Origin of the sequence: Sphingomonas sp. YR710, assembly GCF_900101455.1 — a bacterium.
Taxonomy (GTDB): domain Bacteria; phylum Pseudomonadota; class Alphaproteobacteria; order Sphingomonadales; family Sphingomonadaceae; genus Rhizorhabdus.
This window is the reverse complement of the sequence record NZ_FMZJ01000008.1, coordinates 112238-128841: the sequence shown is the minus strand read 5'-3', so window position 1 is coordinate 128841 and position 16604 is coordinate 112238. Positions and strand designations below refer to the sequence as shown.

General features: G+C 64.3%; 12 protein-coding genes. 5 read left to right on the top strand and 7 right to left on the bottom strand.

The window, feature by feature from the left end; genetic code table 11:
* Position 1: 1 nt before the first annotated feature.
* From BLS13_RS11375 to BLS13_RS11355, 5 genes are all read right to left on the bottom strand, one after another.
* Positions 2-1222 carry a CheR family methyltransferase gene (locus BLS13_RS11375; RefSeq protein WP_093452187.1) on the bottom strand — a complete coding sequence of 407 codons (1221 nt, stop codon included), beginning with the start codon at positions 1220-1222 and terminating at the stop codon, positions 2-4.
* A complete protein-coding gene (locus BLS13_RS11370) occupies positions 1219-1719 on the bottom strand; it encodes a chemotaxis protein CheW (protein WP_093452186.1) in 501 nt (166 codons plus the stop codon). The genes BLS13_RS11375 and BLS13_RS11370 overlap by 4 nt, the downstream gene beginning before the upstream one ends.
* The gene (locus BLS13_RS11365; protein ID WP_093452185.1) at positions 1716-3347 is read right to left on the bottom strand and encodes a methyl-accepting chemotaxis protein; all 1632 of its coding nucleotides are present in this window, start codon (positions 3345-3347) and stop codon (positions 1716-1718) included. Before BLS13_RS11365 ends, BLS13_RS11370 begins: the two co-directional genes overlap by 4 nt.
* Positions 3348-3760: 413 nt before the next feature.
* A complete protein-coding gene (locus tag BLS13_RS11360) occupies positions 3761-4714 on the bottom strand; it encodes an SDR family NAD(P)-dependent oxidoreductase (RefSeq protein WP_093452183.1) in 954 nt (317 codons plus the stop codon).
* Positions 4715-4872: 158 nt separating this feature from the next.
* Complete coding sequence (locus BLS13_RS11355) at positions 4873-6999, bottom strand: beta-glucosidase family protein (protein WP_093452182.1); 2127 nt, start codon at positions 6997-6999, stop codon at positions 4873-4875.
* 370 nt (positions 7000-7369) lie between these two features.
* Between BLS13_RS11355 and BLS13_RS11350 the strand changes: the two genes are divergently transcribed.
* Entirely contained in the window at positions 7370-9799 is a 2430-nt protein-coding gene (locus BLS13_RS11350) for a TonB-dependent receptor (protein WP_256325831.1), read from the top strand.
* Between the two features lie 82 nt (positions 9800-9881).
* Positions 9882-11276: a DUF1593 domain-containing protein gene (locus BLS13_RS11345; protein WP_218123270.1), complete on the top strand. Its 1395-nt coding sequence runs from the start codon at positions 9882-9884 to the stop codon at positions 11274-11276.
* Positions 11277-11289: 13 nt separating this feature from the next.
* On the opposite strand, the gene BLS13_RS11340 is transcribed toward BLS13_RS11345, so the two are convergent.
* Positions 11290-12321, bottom strand: a complete 1032-nt coding sequence (locus tag BLS13_RS11340; protein ID WP_093452178.1) for a LacI family DNA-binding transcriptional regulator — start codon at positions 12319-12321, stop codon at positions 11290-11292.
* A 228-nt stretch (positions 12322-12549) separates the two neighbouring features.
* Here BLS13_RS11340 and gtdA point away from each other — a divergent pair, with 228 nt between their 5' ends.
* The 3 genes from gtdA to maiA are packed head-to-tail and all read left to right on the top strand — an operon-like array spanning position 12550 to position 14919.
* Entirely contained in the window at positions 12550-13596 is a 1047-nt protein-coding gene (gene gtdA, locus BLS13_RS11335; protein ID WP_093452176.1) for a gentisate 1,2-dioxygenase, read from the top strand.
* The gene (locus BLS13_RS11330; RefSeq protein ID WP_093452174.1) at positions 13593-14291 is read left to right on the top strand and encodes a fumarylacetoacetate hydrolase family protein; all 699 of its coding nucleotides are present in this window, start codon (positions 13593-13595) and stop codon (positions 14289-14291) included. The genes gtdA and BLS13_RS11330 overlap by 4 nt, the downstream gene beginning before the upstream one ends.
* Positions 14284-14919, top strand: coding sequence for a maleylacetoacetate isomerase (gene maiA / locus BLS13_RS11325; RefSeq protein WP_093452173.1), 636 nt, complete (start codon positions 14284-14286; stop codon positions 14917-14919). Before BLS13_RS11330 ends, maiA begins: the two co-directional genes overlap by 8 nt.
* 247 nt (positions 14920-15166) lie before the next feature.
* Here the strand turns inward: maiA and BLS13_RS11320 are convergent, their stop codons facing one another.
* Positions 15167-16441, bottom strand: a complete 1275-nt coding sequence (locus BLS13_RS11320) for an MFS transporter (RefSeq protein ID WP_256325830.1) — start codon at positions 16439-16441, stop codon at positions 15167-15169.
* Positions 16442-16604 lie beyond the last annotated feature (163 nt).

The window sequence follows — 16604 nt, the reverse complement described above, 5'->3', positions numbered from 1 at the left end:
ATCAGCCCGCCACCAGCCTGCGATTCAGCCGTCCGCGCAGCGCACCGGCGCCAGCCTTGTCGCCCATCTTCTCGCGCAGCAAGGCGAGATGCGCGAGCGCCTCGGGATGCGACGGATCGAGATAGAGCGCCTTTCGATAATAGGTCGTTGCATGCTGCAGGTCGCCGGCGGCATCAGACAGCAAGCCGAGCAGATAGAATAAGCGGGTCGAGGGGCCTTGCTTGTGCAGGCAATCCCGCGCGAGCGGTAGCGCCTCGTCGAGCCGTCCGAGATCGGCAAGGCGCTGCACCTCGTCGAGCAATGGCGCGGGATCGACTCTAGCGGGGCGGGCGATCGGGGCCGGTGCCATCGCCGGCCGCGCCGGAACCGGGCGGGGCGGCAATCCCACGCGCGGCTTTGCCTTGACCGAGCGGGGTTTCAGCGCGGCATCGGGTACATCTCCGCCCTTTCGGAAGGCGGCTGCCATCGGAATCCGCATCGACGCGTAACCGCGCCGCAACGGCAGGCTGGCTTCCGACGCGCCGACGAAGAGCAATCCGTCCGGGACAAGCAGCCGCGTCAACATGTCGACGGCATGATCCTGCGTCGCGGGATCGAAATAGATCAGCACGTTGCGGCAGAAGATGATGTCGTAGCTGCCGGCCGCCAACGTCTTCAACGGATCGATCAGATTGCCGATCGCAAAGCGCACCTGCGCGCGCACCCGATCGATCAGCTGGTGGCCTGCCGGTGTTGCTTCGAACCAGCGATCGCGAAAGCTCAGATCGTCGCTGCGAAACGCATTGCGGCCATAGTGCGCGGCCGCAGCGGCGTTGAGCGAACGCGCGCTGATATCGATGCCGTCGATATGGAACATCTCCGGCGCCAGCCCGGCGTCGAGCAGCGCCATAGCTATCGAATACGGCTCCTCGCCGGTCGAACAAGGCAGGCTCAGCAACCGTTGCGGCCGGCCGGTGCGAAAACGGCGATCGACCACAATGCCCGCCATCGCGTCGATCGCCTCTCGTGCACGGAAGAACCAGGTTTCGGGGACGACGACCGTATCGACCAGCGCCTGCTGCTCGCTGGCCGAATCCTCAAGATGGCGGATATAATCCGCCAGGCTCGCCTTGCCGCAAGCCACGCGTCGCACCCGCACCGCATGCTCGATTGCCGAGCGGCCGATCGACTCCGCATCGAGTCCGATCCGTCTTTTGAGCAGTGCTTCCACCTGCTCGATCATGCGCCGGCTCCGACCGTTCGGAACAGCATGTTGCGTATCGCGGGGGACAGCAGTTTGCCGGGATCGATCCACTGGATCATGCCCCCGGGATCGGGCGCCACCGGCCCCAGCCACGGGGTGTGCTTGTCATAAACGTCGGCCGGCACAAAAGCGTCGGCAGGCCGGCGCATCATGCCCGTAGCCTGTTCGGCGATCAGGCCGAGCCGATGGCTTCCGCTCGCATCGTCGTAGCGGCACAACAGGATCCGCGTGCTCAGCCGCAATCGTGCCGGCCAGCCGAGCGCCAGCGCATTGACATCCACCACCGGAACCGAAGTGCCGCGATAGTCGATCAGGCCCGCGATCGCCGGTGGCGATCCTGGCAATGCCTTGATGTCGATCATCGGCAACACCTCGATCACATGATCGGCCGCAATCGCATAGCGATCGGCGCCGAGCCGGAACAGCAGAAACAATAAGTCGCCGCGAGCGCGGATCGCCTGCATATTGTTGATCATGAAGCCTGTAGCCGGAACCGCGAGACGCTTTCGCGTAACGCGCTCGACACGTCCTTCAGGCTGTCGACTGCAAGGTTCGACTGGCGCAACGAGTCCACCGTCTGGGTCGCGACCTCGCCCAGCTGACCGAGCGCCTCACTGATCTGGCCTGCGCCGGTCGCCTGCGCCTGCATCCCTTCGTTGACGATCTCGAAATGCGGCACCAGCCCCTGCACCTGGGTGACGATCTGCGACAATTGCCCGCCGACCTCGCTGACGTCGCGCATGCCGACGCGGACGGTTTCGGAAAATTTGTCCATGCCGACGACCCCCGCCGACACCGCCGACTGGATATCCTTCACCATCTGCTCGATATCATAAGTGGCAACCGCCGTCTGATCAGCCAGGCGGCGGATCTCGGTGGCGACGACGGCGAAGCCGCGGCCGTATTCGCCCGCCTTCTCCGCCTCGATCGAAGCGTTGAGCGACAGCAGGTTGGTCTGGTCGGCAACCTTGGTGATCGTCGTCACGACCTGCGTGACGTTGGCCGCCTTCTCGTTGAGCAGCCCGAGCTTGGCGTTGATCGCGCCGGCCGCCTCGACCACCTCGCGCATCATCTCGTTCATGCGCGCCAGCCCCGCCTGACCGCTGCCCGCCAGCCCCGCCGTCTGTTCGGCGACGCCCGACACCTCCTCCATCGTGCGGACGAGTTCACGCGACGTGGTCGCGATCTCGCGCGAGGTCGCGCCGATCTCGGTCGTGGTGGCGGCAATCTCGCTCGCGGTCGTCTGCTGCTGCTTGGATGTCGCCGCCACCTCGGTAATCGACGTGTTCACCTGGATACTGGATTTCTGGACCTCTCCGATGAGGCCCGTGAGGTCGTCGATCATCCGGTTGAAACCGGTGCCGAGCGTGCCGAACTCGTCGGCGCGATCGATCGCGACCCGCTCGCTGAAATTGCCGCGCCCGATATTGTCGACCAGCGCCGTGAGGCGATACAACGGCCGCGTGATCGCGCGGAGCAACAGATACCCGCTGATCGCGGCGAGGACCAGCGCGACAAGGAGGCTCAGCCCGATGCCCAGTTCGGCAACACCGATCGCGGACAATATCTCGCTCGTGCCCTTGTCGACGGCACGCCGGTTATAATCCTGCACCACTTGCAGCGCCGACTGGACCTTCGCGGCGAGCGGTTCGAACCGCTCCGTCATGATCCTGTGGACGTCATCGCGTCGTCCAGCGCGGCTTGCGGTCAACAGGTCGTCCTCCAGCGCCCGGTATTGCACGCACGCCGCTGTGGCGGCACCGAAGTTAATCCTGTCCTGCGCCTGCCGGATGCCCTCCTCATAGCGCTTCATCAGGCTATCGGCGCGGCGACGTCCGGCTTCGATCTGCGCCTCGATATTGCGGATCGCGTCAGCGTTATCGAGCGTCACATGCGCCTGATCGAGCGCCGCCTGATCGCCCCAGGCGTCCATCGTCTGCGTGCTGAGATCGAGCCCTGGTTGGGTCTCCCGCTGCATCTCGCCGGCCTGCCTGTCGATATGGGCGAGCTGGACATAAGCGAAGCCGCTCATGACGACCATCAGGGTCAGCACGGCCAATATGGTGAGGATTATCCGCAACCGGATCGTCAGGCCATCGAACATTGCGCTTCAATCTACCTCCAGATTCGTGCGCAGTTCGCATGGTCAGACCCCGAACTTTGAACGCAGTTCCTCGCCGTAAGGCTCAGAAAGGCCACGCTACGCCAGTCGCGCGGCCCGCACTTGTCCGGGAAAAACCGTAACTGGACCGCCCCGAATTCGTTCGGCTCCAGCTCCGCAACGATGGGGAGTTTGTCTGACGGCTCGCTCAGGCGAATGAAGCCGCCCACTCGATCCGGCCCGATCGAGACGCCAGCAAGATCAATGCCTGACGTGCGTCAGGTCATCGCCAAAATACGCAGCACCCGGCGTCCCGGATCGCCGTGGCCGTCGAACGAGCTCCCGCTCGGCGCTTCCGCCGGCCACCTTATGCGCTATTCGCTCGCATGGTTCAGGCCTATCGACGCAATGAACGCTCAGCCGGGCTCATAGGCCTTGGGCACCAGCAACGCGGTCGCCGAACTGGTGCCGGTAACGCTGGGATCATAGGGGTTTGTCGCTGGCGTCAGCATAGTCTCGTCGAGGATGGTATCGATGCCGTCGCGCACGTCCTCGATGGTAAGATCGGGCTTTTCGATACCGTCCGTCATGCAGATCTGACGGGAAGAAACCTTGCCGCCGCCCGCATGAAACAGCATGCCGCTGACCTCGCATGAGGAATGGGCGAGATAGGCGACGGCAGGCGAGACGAGGCCGGGGCGGAACATCGTCTCAAAGGCCTGCCGCGCCGCCGGATCAGGGATGGTAAAATGGCGCGTGCCGTTACGCGTGGCGGCCCCAGGGCTCAGCGCGTTGACCCTGATATTATGTGCTGCGCCTTCCACCGCGAGGCCGCGTGTCAGACCGAACACGCCGAACTTGGCCGCGCCATAGCCGGTCATGCCCGGCATCCCCATCATCCCGCCCGACGTCGTATTGACGATGCGACCATAGCCGGCCTTTCGCATCGGCCCCCAAACTGCGCGCGACATCCAGATCGCGCCCATCAGATGGACCTCGATCATCGTCCGGATATCGGCCGAGCTGATCTCATCGAACGCGGCGAGAAAACCGACGCCGGCATTGTTGACCAGAATGTCGACGCGGCCCCAGCGATCGAGCGCGGCTTCGACGATCGCCTTCGCGCCGGCTTCATCCGCCACGCTGTTGCCATCGGCCACGGCCTCGCCCCCGGCGGAAACGATCTCGGCGGCAACGGCCTCGGCACTGGCGGGCACCCGCTCGCTGCCGAGCGGCTCGCGCCCGAGATCATTGACGATCACACGCGCGCCGCGCTCGGCCAGCAGCATCGCGTGCGAGCGGCCAAGACCGGGATTGCCCCCGCTGCCGGTGACGATCGCCACCCGCCCGTCGAAACGCAATGTGTCCATGCCAAGGCTCTCCCATTGGTGTCTTTGGCGGCCACCGTGACACGAGACTGGCGGCAGGAGCAAGTTTGCTCGCAGCCGAGCCTCACCGGCCGACGTGGATCACCGGCAAGGCATGTGGTGCCTTCGTGACCCGGCGTTCGGGATCCGAGGCACAATCATCAGATCGTGATGCTCGTACCCAGCAGGCTTTCGGATGATCCACCCACCATGATCCGGTAATCGCCCGGTTCGAGCACCCAGCCATGGGTCGCGACATCGCGATAGCGCAGCGAATCGAGCGACACGGTAAAGCGCACGATCCGCGTTTCGCCGGGCGCCAGATCGACACGGTCGAACCCGCGCAGCAGCTTGACGGGTTGTTCGACCACCTGCCCGGGATGCCCGACATAGCATTGCACCACTTCCGCGGCGGCAACGGCACCGACATTGCGCACCGCCACCGAGACCTCGATGCCGCCGCCGGCACGCCGCGCCTTCAGCGCGCGATAAGCGAAGCGCGTGTAGGACAGCCCATGGCCAAAGGCATAACGCGGGCTCAGCCCCTCCCGGTCGAACTTGGTGTAGCCATGCCACAGGTCATAGTCGATCGCGTCGGCATCCCGATCGAACCAGGGGTAATCGGTCGCATTCCGCGCCACTGTAAAGGGCAGCTTGCCGGACGGGACTGACAGGCCGAAAAGCAGGCGGGCCAGCGCGTTGCCTCCCTCCATTCCCGCATAGAAGCCCATCAAGATGGCATTCGCCTGATCGCGCCATTCCTCGACCAGAACCGCCGATCCGGCGACGATGACGACAACGACCGGCTTGCCGCCTTCGGCTGCGGCGCGGATCAGCGCGATCTGCGCGTCAGGCAGGCCGAGCGACCGGCGATCGCCGCCGATGGGCCGATCGGATATGCTGGGACGAGGCGGGATGCCCTTCTTGATATCGGCTTCCTTGTCGGCGCCCAGCGCGATGTCACCGATGATATATTCGCCCTCCTCCTCGGCCGTATAGCCGACGACGACGATGGTCGCGTCCGCCTGTGCGGCGGCCGCGCGGGCGGCGTCGAGGTCGCTCTCGTCCGCATGGAGGATCGCATTCGCGCCCAGCAGCGCCTGCAACCCTTGAAGCGCGGTGACGACATAAGGAGAGCTGACGCGGCTCGATCCATTGTCTCCGGTATTTTCCAGTGCAGCGAGTCGACCGAGCACGGCCACGCGCTTCACGCGGGCCTGCGACAACGGCAGGGTGCCATCATTCTCCAGCAGGACCGCGCATTTCTCTGCCGCTTCCAGTGCCAGCGCGCGATGCGTGTCGCAGGCGATGAGGTCGGCCGGGTAAGCGGGCATCGGGTCCTCGGTCTTCGCGAAGCGCAGCTGCGTGCGCAGGATGCGGCGACAGGCGCGATCGACCACGAAGGGCGCGACCGCACCATTATCCACTGCCGCAATCAAATGTTCGCCAAAGACGAGCGGTTCCGGATTTTCGACGTCCAGCCCGGCTGTCGCGCCATAGACCTTGTGTACGCCGCGCACCCAGTCCGAATGGACGAAGCCCTCGAAACCCCATTCCCCACGCAGGATATCGGTCAACAGGACATGGTTCTGGCCGCAATATTCGCCGTTGACCTTGTTATAGGCCGTCATGACGGTCGCTACGCCCGCATCGAGGCAATATTTGAAATGCGGCAGATAGACTTCGTGCAGCGCGCGCTCGCCGATGCGAACATCCACCTTGAAGCGGGCGTTCTCCATCGAGTTGACGGCGAAATGCTTCACCGTGCCGATGACATTATGGGTCTGGATGCCGGTGCCCATTGCGGCGCCCATGACGCCCAGATGCCAGGGATCCTCGCCATAGGTCTCCTGCGCGCGTCCCCACGCGGGATGGCGCAGCAGGTTAATGCAGACGGCGCCGGAAAAGCTGCAGTCCTGCGCACGCGCCTCAATGCCCATCACCTGTCCTACGCGATGTTCCAGATCGGTGTCGAAGGTCGCGCCGCGCGCCATGGTACAAGGAAAACAGGTCGAACCGGTGCGCGTCACGCCACGCGGGCCATCGGTGAAATAGAGCGGCGGAATGCCGAGCCGCTCCACCCCTCCGCCCGCGCGATAGGGCCGAGCGCCCCAGACGCGATCATCCTCGCGCAGCGCGTCGAAGAAGCCGCTACCGGACATCATTCCGACTTTCTCGGCGAGGGTGAGCTGCGCGACGATGTTGTCCGCTTCCGCGTCGATTGCCGCGATCATGGGCGACCGTGCGCTGTCGCCGGGTTCGTACGGCTCCGCCGCTGTGCCATTCATTACAGGATCATCCTCTCGACTACGGGCCTGGATCGCGAATCCCGTGCACCATTTATATAGCGCTAAACTGTCTTAGGGAAATTGTCGAGGGGTCGGATTTTGTCAATATCCTCGGTTGGCAGCGCGCGGATCGGGATGCTTCCAGCAACAATATCCAATGAAACATACCATTGTGAAGAGCTTCCCTCTTTGCCCACGTCCGCCATTGGTAAATTGATTCCGCGATTGACAATCGCCGGCGAGAGGTTCAGATCGGGCTTAAGTTTAGCGCTATTCTAGTGACTGAACCTGTTTTGCAGGAGGGGATGGCGAGCAACGGCTGCTTGTGCCCTCCCTAGATCGAAGGTTTTCGGAGGGGACGATGAGAAAAATGGTACGACCTCGGCATTTCGGTATGGTCAGCGGTCTCGCGCTGGCATTCGCTTCATTTCCCGCGGCGGCGCAGACCGACCCCGCCCCGGCCCCCACTCCGGTCGATGCCGCGCAGGTGGCTTCGACTCCCGCATCGGCCGAGCCGGAAGCCACTGAAATCATCGTAACGGCGCAGAAGCGCTCCGAGCGTCTGGTGCAGGTGCCGCTCGCCGTGACAGCGATCAGCGGGTCCGCGCTCGCTGGCCAGCAGATCAACGACACGTCAAGCCTGACGCGCGCCGTTCCATCGCTCAGCTTCCAGGCGGGCAATAATCCCGGCAACGCCAGCTTCCGCATTCGCGGCGTAGGCACGCAATTGTTCAGCCTCGGCGTCGAATCGGCGGTGTCGGTGGTCGTCGACGGTGTCGTCGCCCCCCGCCAGGCGCAGGGCTTTTCGGACCTCGCCGATCTGGAGCGGGTCGAGGTCCTGCGCGGACCGCAGGGCACGCTGTTTGGCAAGAATGCGACCGCCGGTGTCATCAGCATCGTAACGCAGCGCCCCGGCAAAGAGTTTGGCGGCAGCGTCGAAGCGACCGTCGCGGAGCAGGGCGAATATCGCGTCAACGGCACCGTCACCACGCCGATCAGCGAGACGCTGCGCGCGCGGGTCAGCGGATTTTACAACGATGTTGGCGGCCATATCTACAATGTTGCCAAGAACAAGGACGTCAACGGCTACAAGAGCTGGGGCGTTCGCGGCAAGCTGGCGTGGGATGCTACGCCGGATCTCACCTTCCTGTTGACCGGCGACTATCGCGAAATGGATGCCGACGGCAATTCGCGTGTACCGGTGCGTGTCACGACGGCGGGTATCGCCACCTTGCTGGGTCCGGACGTGATCGCGTCGCCCAGCAACCGCAACGTGTCGAACGACGACCTCAGCTATTATCGCACCAAATCGACGATCGTCTCCCTCCAGGGCGACTGGGATCTGGGCGCGGCGACGATTACGTCGATTTCCGCATTCCAGCGCTATATCGAGGCCGATCAGTTCGAGCCGGATCAGATCGCGTCCGATCCGCTGCGCTTTGTCGGCACCTTCCCTTATGCGCAGTGGAACCAGAACTCGTCGCGCTTCGCCTATAACAACTATTCGGAGGAGCTGCGGATCGGGTCCAACGGTAACCGCGATTTCACCTATGTCGCCGGCATCTTCTACGCGCATCTCGACCTGGACCGCGCCGGCGTGCGCCGCCGGCTGAACTGCAGCGCGGGCGCGGCGATCGGCGGGGCCTGCACCGGCACGGTCACGGCCACCTCCTCCGGCTACTCGGGCAATTTCACCAGCGACAATGTCGCCGCCTTCGGACAGATTGACTGGCGCCTCGTCGGCGGCCTGCATCTCATCGCGGGCCTGCGCGAACAACATGAGAAGCAGACGGTGACGGGATCGGTGTTCGGCCCGCTAGTCGCCGGCGACACACTGTTCCCCGGCACGCCGATCAATAGCGGCACGCGCTCGCGCAGTGGCTCGGCAACCACCGGCAAGGCGGGGCTCCGCTACGAGTTCAACCGCAACCTGCAGGTCTATGCCTCCTATACGCGCGGCTACAAGGCATTCGCGCTCGACATCGACATCACCGACTATGCCAATCAGACCGGCATCGCGCCCGAACATGTGAACGCCTATGAGCTTGGCGCGAAATGGCAGGCGCCCGGCGGGGTGTTCGACATCAGCACGGCGCTATTCCGCTCGGACTTCCAGAATCTTCAGATTCAGTCACTGCTGACCAACGTCGCCACGGGCACGTTCGTCACGGTGCTCGGCAATGCCGGCAAGTCCCGCTCGCAGGGCTTTGAGGTCGAGGCGACCGCGCGCCCGTCCCGCAACTTTTCGGTCGCGGCCAATTTCACGCTGATCGATGCCACGGTCGACGTGCCGGGGCAAAGCTGCCCCATTCAGTTGCAGACCGGGGTCACCGCCTACAGCAGCAATTTCCCGGTCAACCAATGCTATGCCCGCACCACCACTGTCGGCGGCGTCACCACGACATCCAGCCCGATCATCGATGTGGTGGGCGGCCAACTGCCCGCGACACCGCGCTACCGGGTCGGCGTTACGCCGCGCTACGAACGGGCATTCGGTAATCTGTCCGGTTTCGTGCAGGTGGCGCTCAACTATCAGAGCGATACCATCTTCGCCCTCAACCAGGACCCGCTGTTGAAGCAGGACGGTTATGCCATCGTGGACGCCAGCATTGGCCTGCGGCAGATCGACAGCCGCTGGAACGTCACGCTGTTCGTGCGCAATCTATTCAACCACACATATTATTCGCAGCTGAACCACGGCACCATCCTGGCGAATGCGACGAACGGGACGGATCTGTGGGCGAACATCAATAAGGATGCCAATCGCTATTTCGGCACCACCTTCGGCGTGAAGTTCTGACGCGAGTGACTCGGCTGGCTCCTCCTCGCGGGGAGCCGGCCGTGTGATTGGGCGGCTGCCCGAAATGTGCGATGAACGGACCATGCCGATGCCGTTTGCCCGACTGCTCTTCGCCTGGCTTATGCTGCTGGCATCGGCGGCAGCGGTGGCTGGCCCTGCGATCTCCGTCGCGCCCAAACCCCGCGTCATCGTCCTGACCGACATCGGCAACGAGCCGGACGACTCCGAATCGCTGGTCCGCTTCCTGCTCTACACCGACCAGTTCGACGTCGAAGGGTTGGTCGCCGCGACATCGGTGTGGCAGCGCGACCATGTTCGCACCGATCTGATCGCAGAACGGATCGACGCCTATGCCGCTGTTCGTGCCAACCTGATCCGTCACGACCCGGCCTATCCCTCCGCTGCCGCGTTGCGATCGATGGTACGCGCGGGGACCCCGCTTTATGGCATGGCTGGCGTCGGCGACGGGCACGACAGTGCGGCGTCCCGGCTGATCGTGGGTGCGGTGGACCGGGCCGACACGCGACCGGTCTGGGTACTGGCGTGGGGTGGTGTCGTCGATCTGGCGCAGGCGCTTTGGACCGTGCGGGCGCAGCGCTCACCCGAGCAATTGCGGGCCTTCATCGCGAAGCTACGCGTTTATTCGATCTCGGATCAGGATGACGCAGGGCCATGGCTGCGCCGCACTTTCCCCGATTTGTTCTGGATCGCCAGCATCCATGGCTGGGGCCAGTATAATATGGCGGCATGGTCCGGCATATCCGGCGACCGCCTCACGGCGGAACGCTGGCCCGATCGGGAGATGGTGCTCGATCCATGGCTGGCGACGAATGTCCGCCGCGGCCCGCTGGGCGAGCTATACCCCTTGCCCGCGTTCATCATGGAGGGGGACGCGCCCTCTTTCCTCTACCTCATCCCTACCGGGCTGGGCGATGCGGAACATCCCGACTGGGGCGGGTGGGGCGGCCGTTATATGCGGGCGGAGCCAGATGGCGGGCTCTATGCCGATACAAAGGATATATTCGTGCGGGACGGTGCGCTGTGGGCGGGCAATCAGGCAACGGTCTATCGCTGGCGCGGCGCCTTTCAAAATGATTTCGCCGCGCGGATCGGCTGGACGCTGACGCCGCATTACAACGAAGCCAATCATCCCCCGGTGGTGACCATCGCCGGCGCGGCGGGGCTCGGCGCGGTCAGGCTGTCCGGCCGATCGGGCGAAAGTCTGGCGCTCGATGCGATGGGTACGCGCGATCCGGACGGTGACGCACTCTCCTATCGCTGGTGGCAATATCGTGAGGTGGGCGGCATCCCGCCCCAGCCGCCAGCCGTGATCGAGGCACCCAACGCGGCGCGCACGCGCGTCACGCTGCCGGTCGTGACCAAGCCCACCGTGCTGCATCTGATCCTCGAGGTCCGGGATGCAGGAACGCCGCCGCTAACCCGCTATCGTCGCGTCATCATCGACATGCAGCCCTGAACCTGCCCCCCGATCAGGTCGATTCACGGGTAATAACAGCATAAGCGATGCGTTCGCTGACCGGCTCCCCGCCCGGCCCCTCGCCATGATGGCGGGCGACCAGCATCGCCGTCGCGCGTTCCGCCATCACCTCTATTTCCTGCCGGACGGTGCTGAGCGGCGGCCAGATCTTCACGGCGATGGGTGCGTCATCGAAACCGGCGATCGCAAGATCGTCCGGCACGCGCAGACCGCGCCGGTGCGCGACCAGACTGACCCCGGCCGCCATGTCGTCATTGCTGGCAAAGATCGCGGTAGGTCGCCGGGAGAGGTCCAGCAGGGTTGCCGCCGCGGCGAGGCCGGACTCGAATGTAAAAAGCCCGGGCTGGATCAGCGCCTCATCCTCGCGGATACCATGCGCCGCGAGCGCCGATAGGAAGCCGCGCAGACGGCTGGTGCTGGAGGAATGATCGGCAGGCCCGGTGATGAAGCCGATGCGCTCGTGGCCGCGGTCTATCAGATGTTCGGTCATGTCCCGCGCGGCCGCCACTTCGTTGACGCCGATCGTGTCCATGTCGGGCAGGCCAGCGCCATGGGCGATGGCGGCAAGCGGGATGGCGAGCTCGCGGGCGAAGGACGTGCCGCTGAGAATCTCGCTATAGGGCGGCGCCAGCAGGATGGCGTTAGCGCCGTTGCGAATCAGCGATGACACCGCGGCAGCGGCATCATCGAAATCGAAGCTGTCGCACTTGGCGACGATCACCTGAGCGTTCAGCCGCGCGGCCGCATTGAGCGTGCCGACCAGCATCGCGCTGAGAAAGGCGTTTTGGGCATTGCGATAGACAATGCCGATCCGTGTCTGTCGTGCGGACGCCAGCGCGCGGGCGGCGGTGTTGGGCACATAGCCCAGTTCCTCGATCGCGGCCATGACGGCAAGGCGGGTCTCCTCCCGCATCTTCTTCGTGCCGTTGACGGCGTTGGACACGGTCATCGGCGAAACGCCTGCCCGTTCCGCCACGGTCTGGAGCGTGATCGCCTGTCCTGATCGTCGCGGCGCGCGGGCCATATCTCGCTTTCATCGTCGGCCGGGCCAGATAGGCCAGACGCGGGGAGGTTTAGCGTTATGCCGTGACCCGCAGCACCAGCGATAGCCGCAGCCTGCGGGGAAATGAAGGCTCTTCCGTCGCGAGGCGCAGACATCTGCTCCCGATGAAAATTTGCTATTGAGGAATCAATTGTCTTTATGCAAAAGGATCTCAGCGCCCACGAGGGGTGCGAATGGGAGTGAGGCGGCATGGTCCTGGCCAATGATCAACGCGCGCAGTTGGAGGCGCTCTATGCCGAGATGCTGCCCGAACATCTGACGCCTTTATGGGAATCGCTCGCCGAATTGGTCCGCCCCCAGCCACGCTCGCCGGCGCGGGTGCAACGCTGGTCTTATGACGTCGCGCGCGGCTACCTCCTGCGGGCCGGCGACCTGATCAGCGCGGAGCAGGCGGAACGGCGCGTTCTGATACTCGAGAATGCGGGTCTTGCAGGGCAATCCGCCATTGTGCCCAGCCTTTATGCCGGGCTGCAACTGATCCTGCCGGGCGAGATCGCGCCCAGCCATCGCCATAGCCAATGCGCGCTTCGCTTTGTTTTGGAAGGCGATGGTGCGTTCACCGCGCTGGACGGCGAGAAGGCGATCATGCGACCGTTCGATCTCGTGCTCACACCCGGCGGTCAATGGCATGACCATGGCAATCCCTCCGATCAACCGATGATCTGGCTGGACGGGCTGGATATTCCCACGGTGCGTCATTTCGACGCGAGCTTTGCCGAGCATCTGTCGGAAAAGGCGCATAAGGAAACCGCGCCACCCGGCGATACGCTGGCCCGTTACGGCCATAATATGCGCCCCATGCGCGGATCGACGGCCGATCGCCGCCCGGTGCATCAGCCGCTGTTCCACTATCCCTATGCGCAGTGGCGCCCCGCGCTCGACGCTATGGCGCGATCGGCCGAGGTCGACCCGCATCTCGGCCATGCGCTGGAGTTCCTCAACCCCGCCGACGGCGGGGCGATCATGCCCACGATTTCCGCGCATGTCCGCCTGCTTCCCGCCGGCTTCGAGACGCGGCCCCGGCGTTCGACCGACGGCACCGTGTTCGTCGTGGTGGAAGGAACGGGCACCGCGCGGGTGGAAGGGCAGGACATTGCCCTTGGTCCGCGCGACATCATGGTGGTGCCGTCCTGGCATGAACTGGTGTTGCTCGCTGCAACAGATCTGGTGCTGTTTGCCTATTCGGACAAGGCTGCGCAAGAAAAATTGAACCTCTACAAGGAGATGAATGAATGAGTGCTCTTTTCAAGCTGCCGCCGCAGCCGGCTGCGGCAACCAGCGATGGTCAAGAATTTCCGGTCCGCCGCGTTTTCTGCATCGGCCGCAACTATGCCGCCCACGCGCGCGAGATGGGCAAGGATCCGGACCGCGAGCCGCCCTTCTTCTTCACCAAATGGGCCGAGACGGTCGTTCCCAGCGGCACGACCATCGCCTATCCCCCGGAAACCACCAATTTCCATTATGAGGCAGAACTGGTCGTCGCGATCGGCAAGGCCGGGCGCGCCATCACCCAGGAGGACGCGCTCGATCATGTCTATGGCTATGCCACCGGCCTGGACATGACACGCCGCGACCTCCAGTTCGAAGCACGCGACAAGGGCCGCCCGTGGGATACCGGCAAGAATGTCGAGCAGTCCTCGCCGCTGGGCCTCATCCATCCCGCCAGTGCGGTCGGCCATCCTTCAACGGGCGCGATCACCCTCACTGTCAACGGGACGATCAAGCAGGATGCCGATCTGGCCGACCTGATCTGGGACGTGCCGGAAGTCATCGCATATGTCTCGCGATTCTATGGGCTGGAGCAGGGCGACCTGATCTACACCGGAACGCCCGCCGGCGTCGGCCCGGTGGTGGAGGGAGATACGATCGTCGTTTCGATCGCCGGCCTGTCCGATTGCACGATCAAGGTCGGCGGCAAGGCAGGTGCCTGATCCTGTCCTGCACGGCTTCTTCCGCTCGGGCGCATCCTATCGGGTGCGGATCGCGCTGAATCTGAAAGGCGTGGCCTACTCACAGGTCTCTCATCATTTGCGCAAGGGGGAGCATCGCTCCCCCGCCTTCCTTGCGCTCAATCCTCAGGGCCTTTTGCCCGCGCTGGAGGTCAATGGCGCCGTCCTCACGCAGAGCCTGGCGATCTGCGACTATCTGGACGAGGTGTATGCGGCGCCCGCGCTGCTGCCCGCCGATCCGATCCGCCGGGCAAAGGTCCGCGCGGCAGCGCAGGTGATCGCGTGCGACACCCACCCTGTCCAGAACCTCAAGATCCTGGACCGCGTCCGCGCGCTAGGCGTTGGCGAGGACAAAGTGACAGGCTGGGCGGTGCAGGCGATCGAGGAGGGGCTGGATGCCTTCGACCGACTGATCGCGGACGAAGCGGGGCCATACAGCTTCGGGGCGGCGGTCACGCTGGCGGACCTCTGCCTCGTGCCACAACTCGTCAATGCGCGCCGGTTCGGCGTGGCCCTACGCTGGCCTAAACTGCTGGAGGTGGAGGAAGCATGCCTTGCCCTCGATGCCTTCCGCCGCGCCGCGCCGGAGAACCAGCCGGACGCGGAATAAGACCAGGTTGCAGTGATCGCGACCTATAAGCCCCTCCCCTTCAGGGGAGGGGTTGGGGTGGGGCAGAGCCGCATGCGGGGCATACGCGGAGAGGCCCCACCCTTGCCCCTCCCTCCCCTGAAGGAGAGGGGTGAAAGAGTCCCTCGCAACGCCACCCGGAATAAAATCCATCTGAATTTCGAAAAGGGGCCGGAGAGGCGCTCTCCGCCGCTCTACTTGAATGAATGCGCCTCAGCCGGCCGTTCAATCACAATGCCGTTTCCACACCGCCGCCACCGATCTCCGTCATCCGCTGGCGATAGTCGCGCAGGCCGGTCCAAAGAACCAGCACTGAGAGCGGCGAGGCGATTGCGCAGACCAGAGAGATCGCCTGCGGCAGGCGCTGGGGGTCAGCGAAGACATAATCGGTGCACAGCGCGATCGCCATCGGCCCAAGCGCGGCACCAATCAGGTTGATCGTCAGCATATACATGGCCGAGACAAGCGCGCGCATGCGGTTCGGCGTCAGTTCCTGAAGCGCTGCAAGTCCACCGCCGAAGTTGAACCCGGCAAAGAAATTCATCAACGCAATCATCGTCAGCGCCAGCCCCGCGGTCGGCATCAGCGGAAAGCCGACCGACAGCGGCACCAGGATGCTGAACCCGATCAGCGCGGCGCGCAGGTTGGCATCGGCATAGCCCCGGCGGCGCAGCCAGGAGGCAAAGAAGCCTCCGGCCAGCGCCCCGCTGGTCCCGCACACGAACACGACCGGACCATAATATTGGCCGACCTCGGCGGTGCTCCAGCCAAAGGCCCGTGCGAAGAAGGCCGGAATCCACACCGTCGTCCCGTTCCCGCACAGGATCATCAGCGCGAATCCGAGCGCGATCCCGACATAGGAGCGCCAGCGCGTACCGACATGGCCGAAGAACTCGCCCAGCGACACGCTGGCCTGAGCAGCACCCGCACCCTGCCGCGCAGGCTCGCGGATCGTGAAGCACAGCAGGGAGAGGATGATGCCGGGCAGTCCGAGCAGCAGAAAAACGACCTCCCACCCCTTCAGACTTCCCAGTACCAGCACTGTCACGATGGACGATGGCGGGATGATCGACGAGATGAGTCCTCCGATCACCAGCGCCGACGCGCCGCCGATATACAGGCCCATCTGATACACGCCCATGGCGGCGGCGAGCTTCTTTTTCGGAAAATAGTCGGCCAGCAGCGAATACGCCGCGGGGGTCAGCCCGCCCTCGCCCGCGCCGACCCCGACCCGCGCGAGGAACAGGCCCCCAAACGACCGTGCGACGCCGCACAGACTGGTGCAGATGCTCCACACGAAGATCGATCCGGCGATAATGTTGCGCCGGCTGGAACGGTCCGCGATGCGCGCCACAGGCAGGCCGACCGCGACATAAAAGAGGGTGAAGCTGAGACCGTACAACAGGCTGATCGCCGTATCGGATATCTTCAGGTCCTGCTTGATCGGCTCGACCAGCAATGCCAGCGCCTGCCTGTCCACGAACGCCAGCGTGTTGGCAAGCATGAGGAGTATCGCGACATACCAGGCGCTCCGGGACGATGGCCAGGGACGGGTCGGTGCGCTGTTCCCGGGCGCTGCTGACACCTCCGGCGGCGCCTTCCCTCCACCGGGATAAGATATTGATCGATCAGACACCCGCCTGCTCCTTCCACTTTTCGGCTTTATG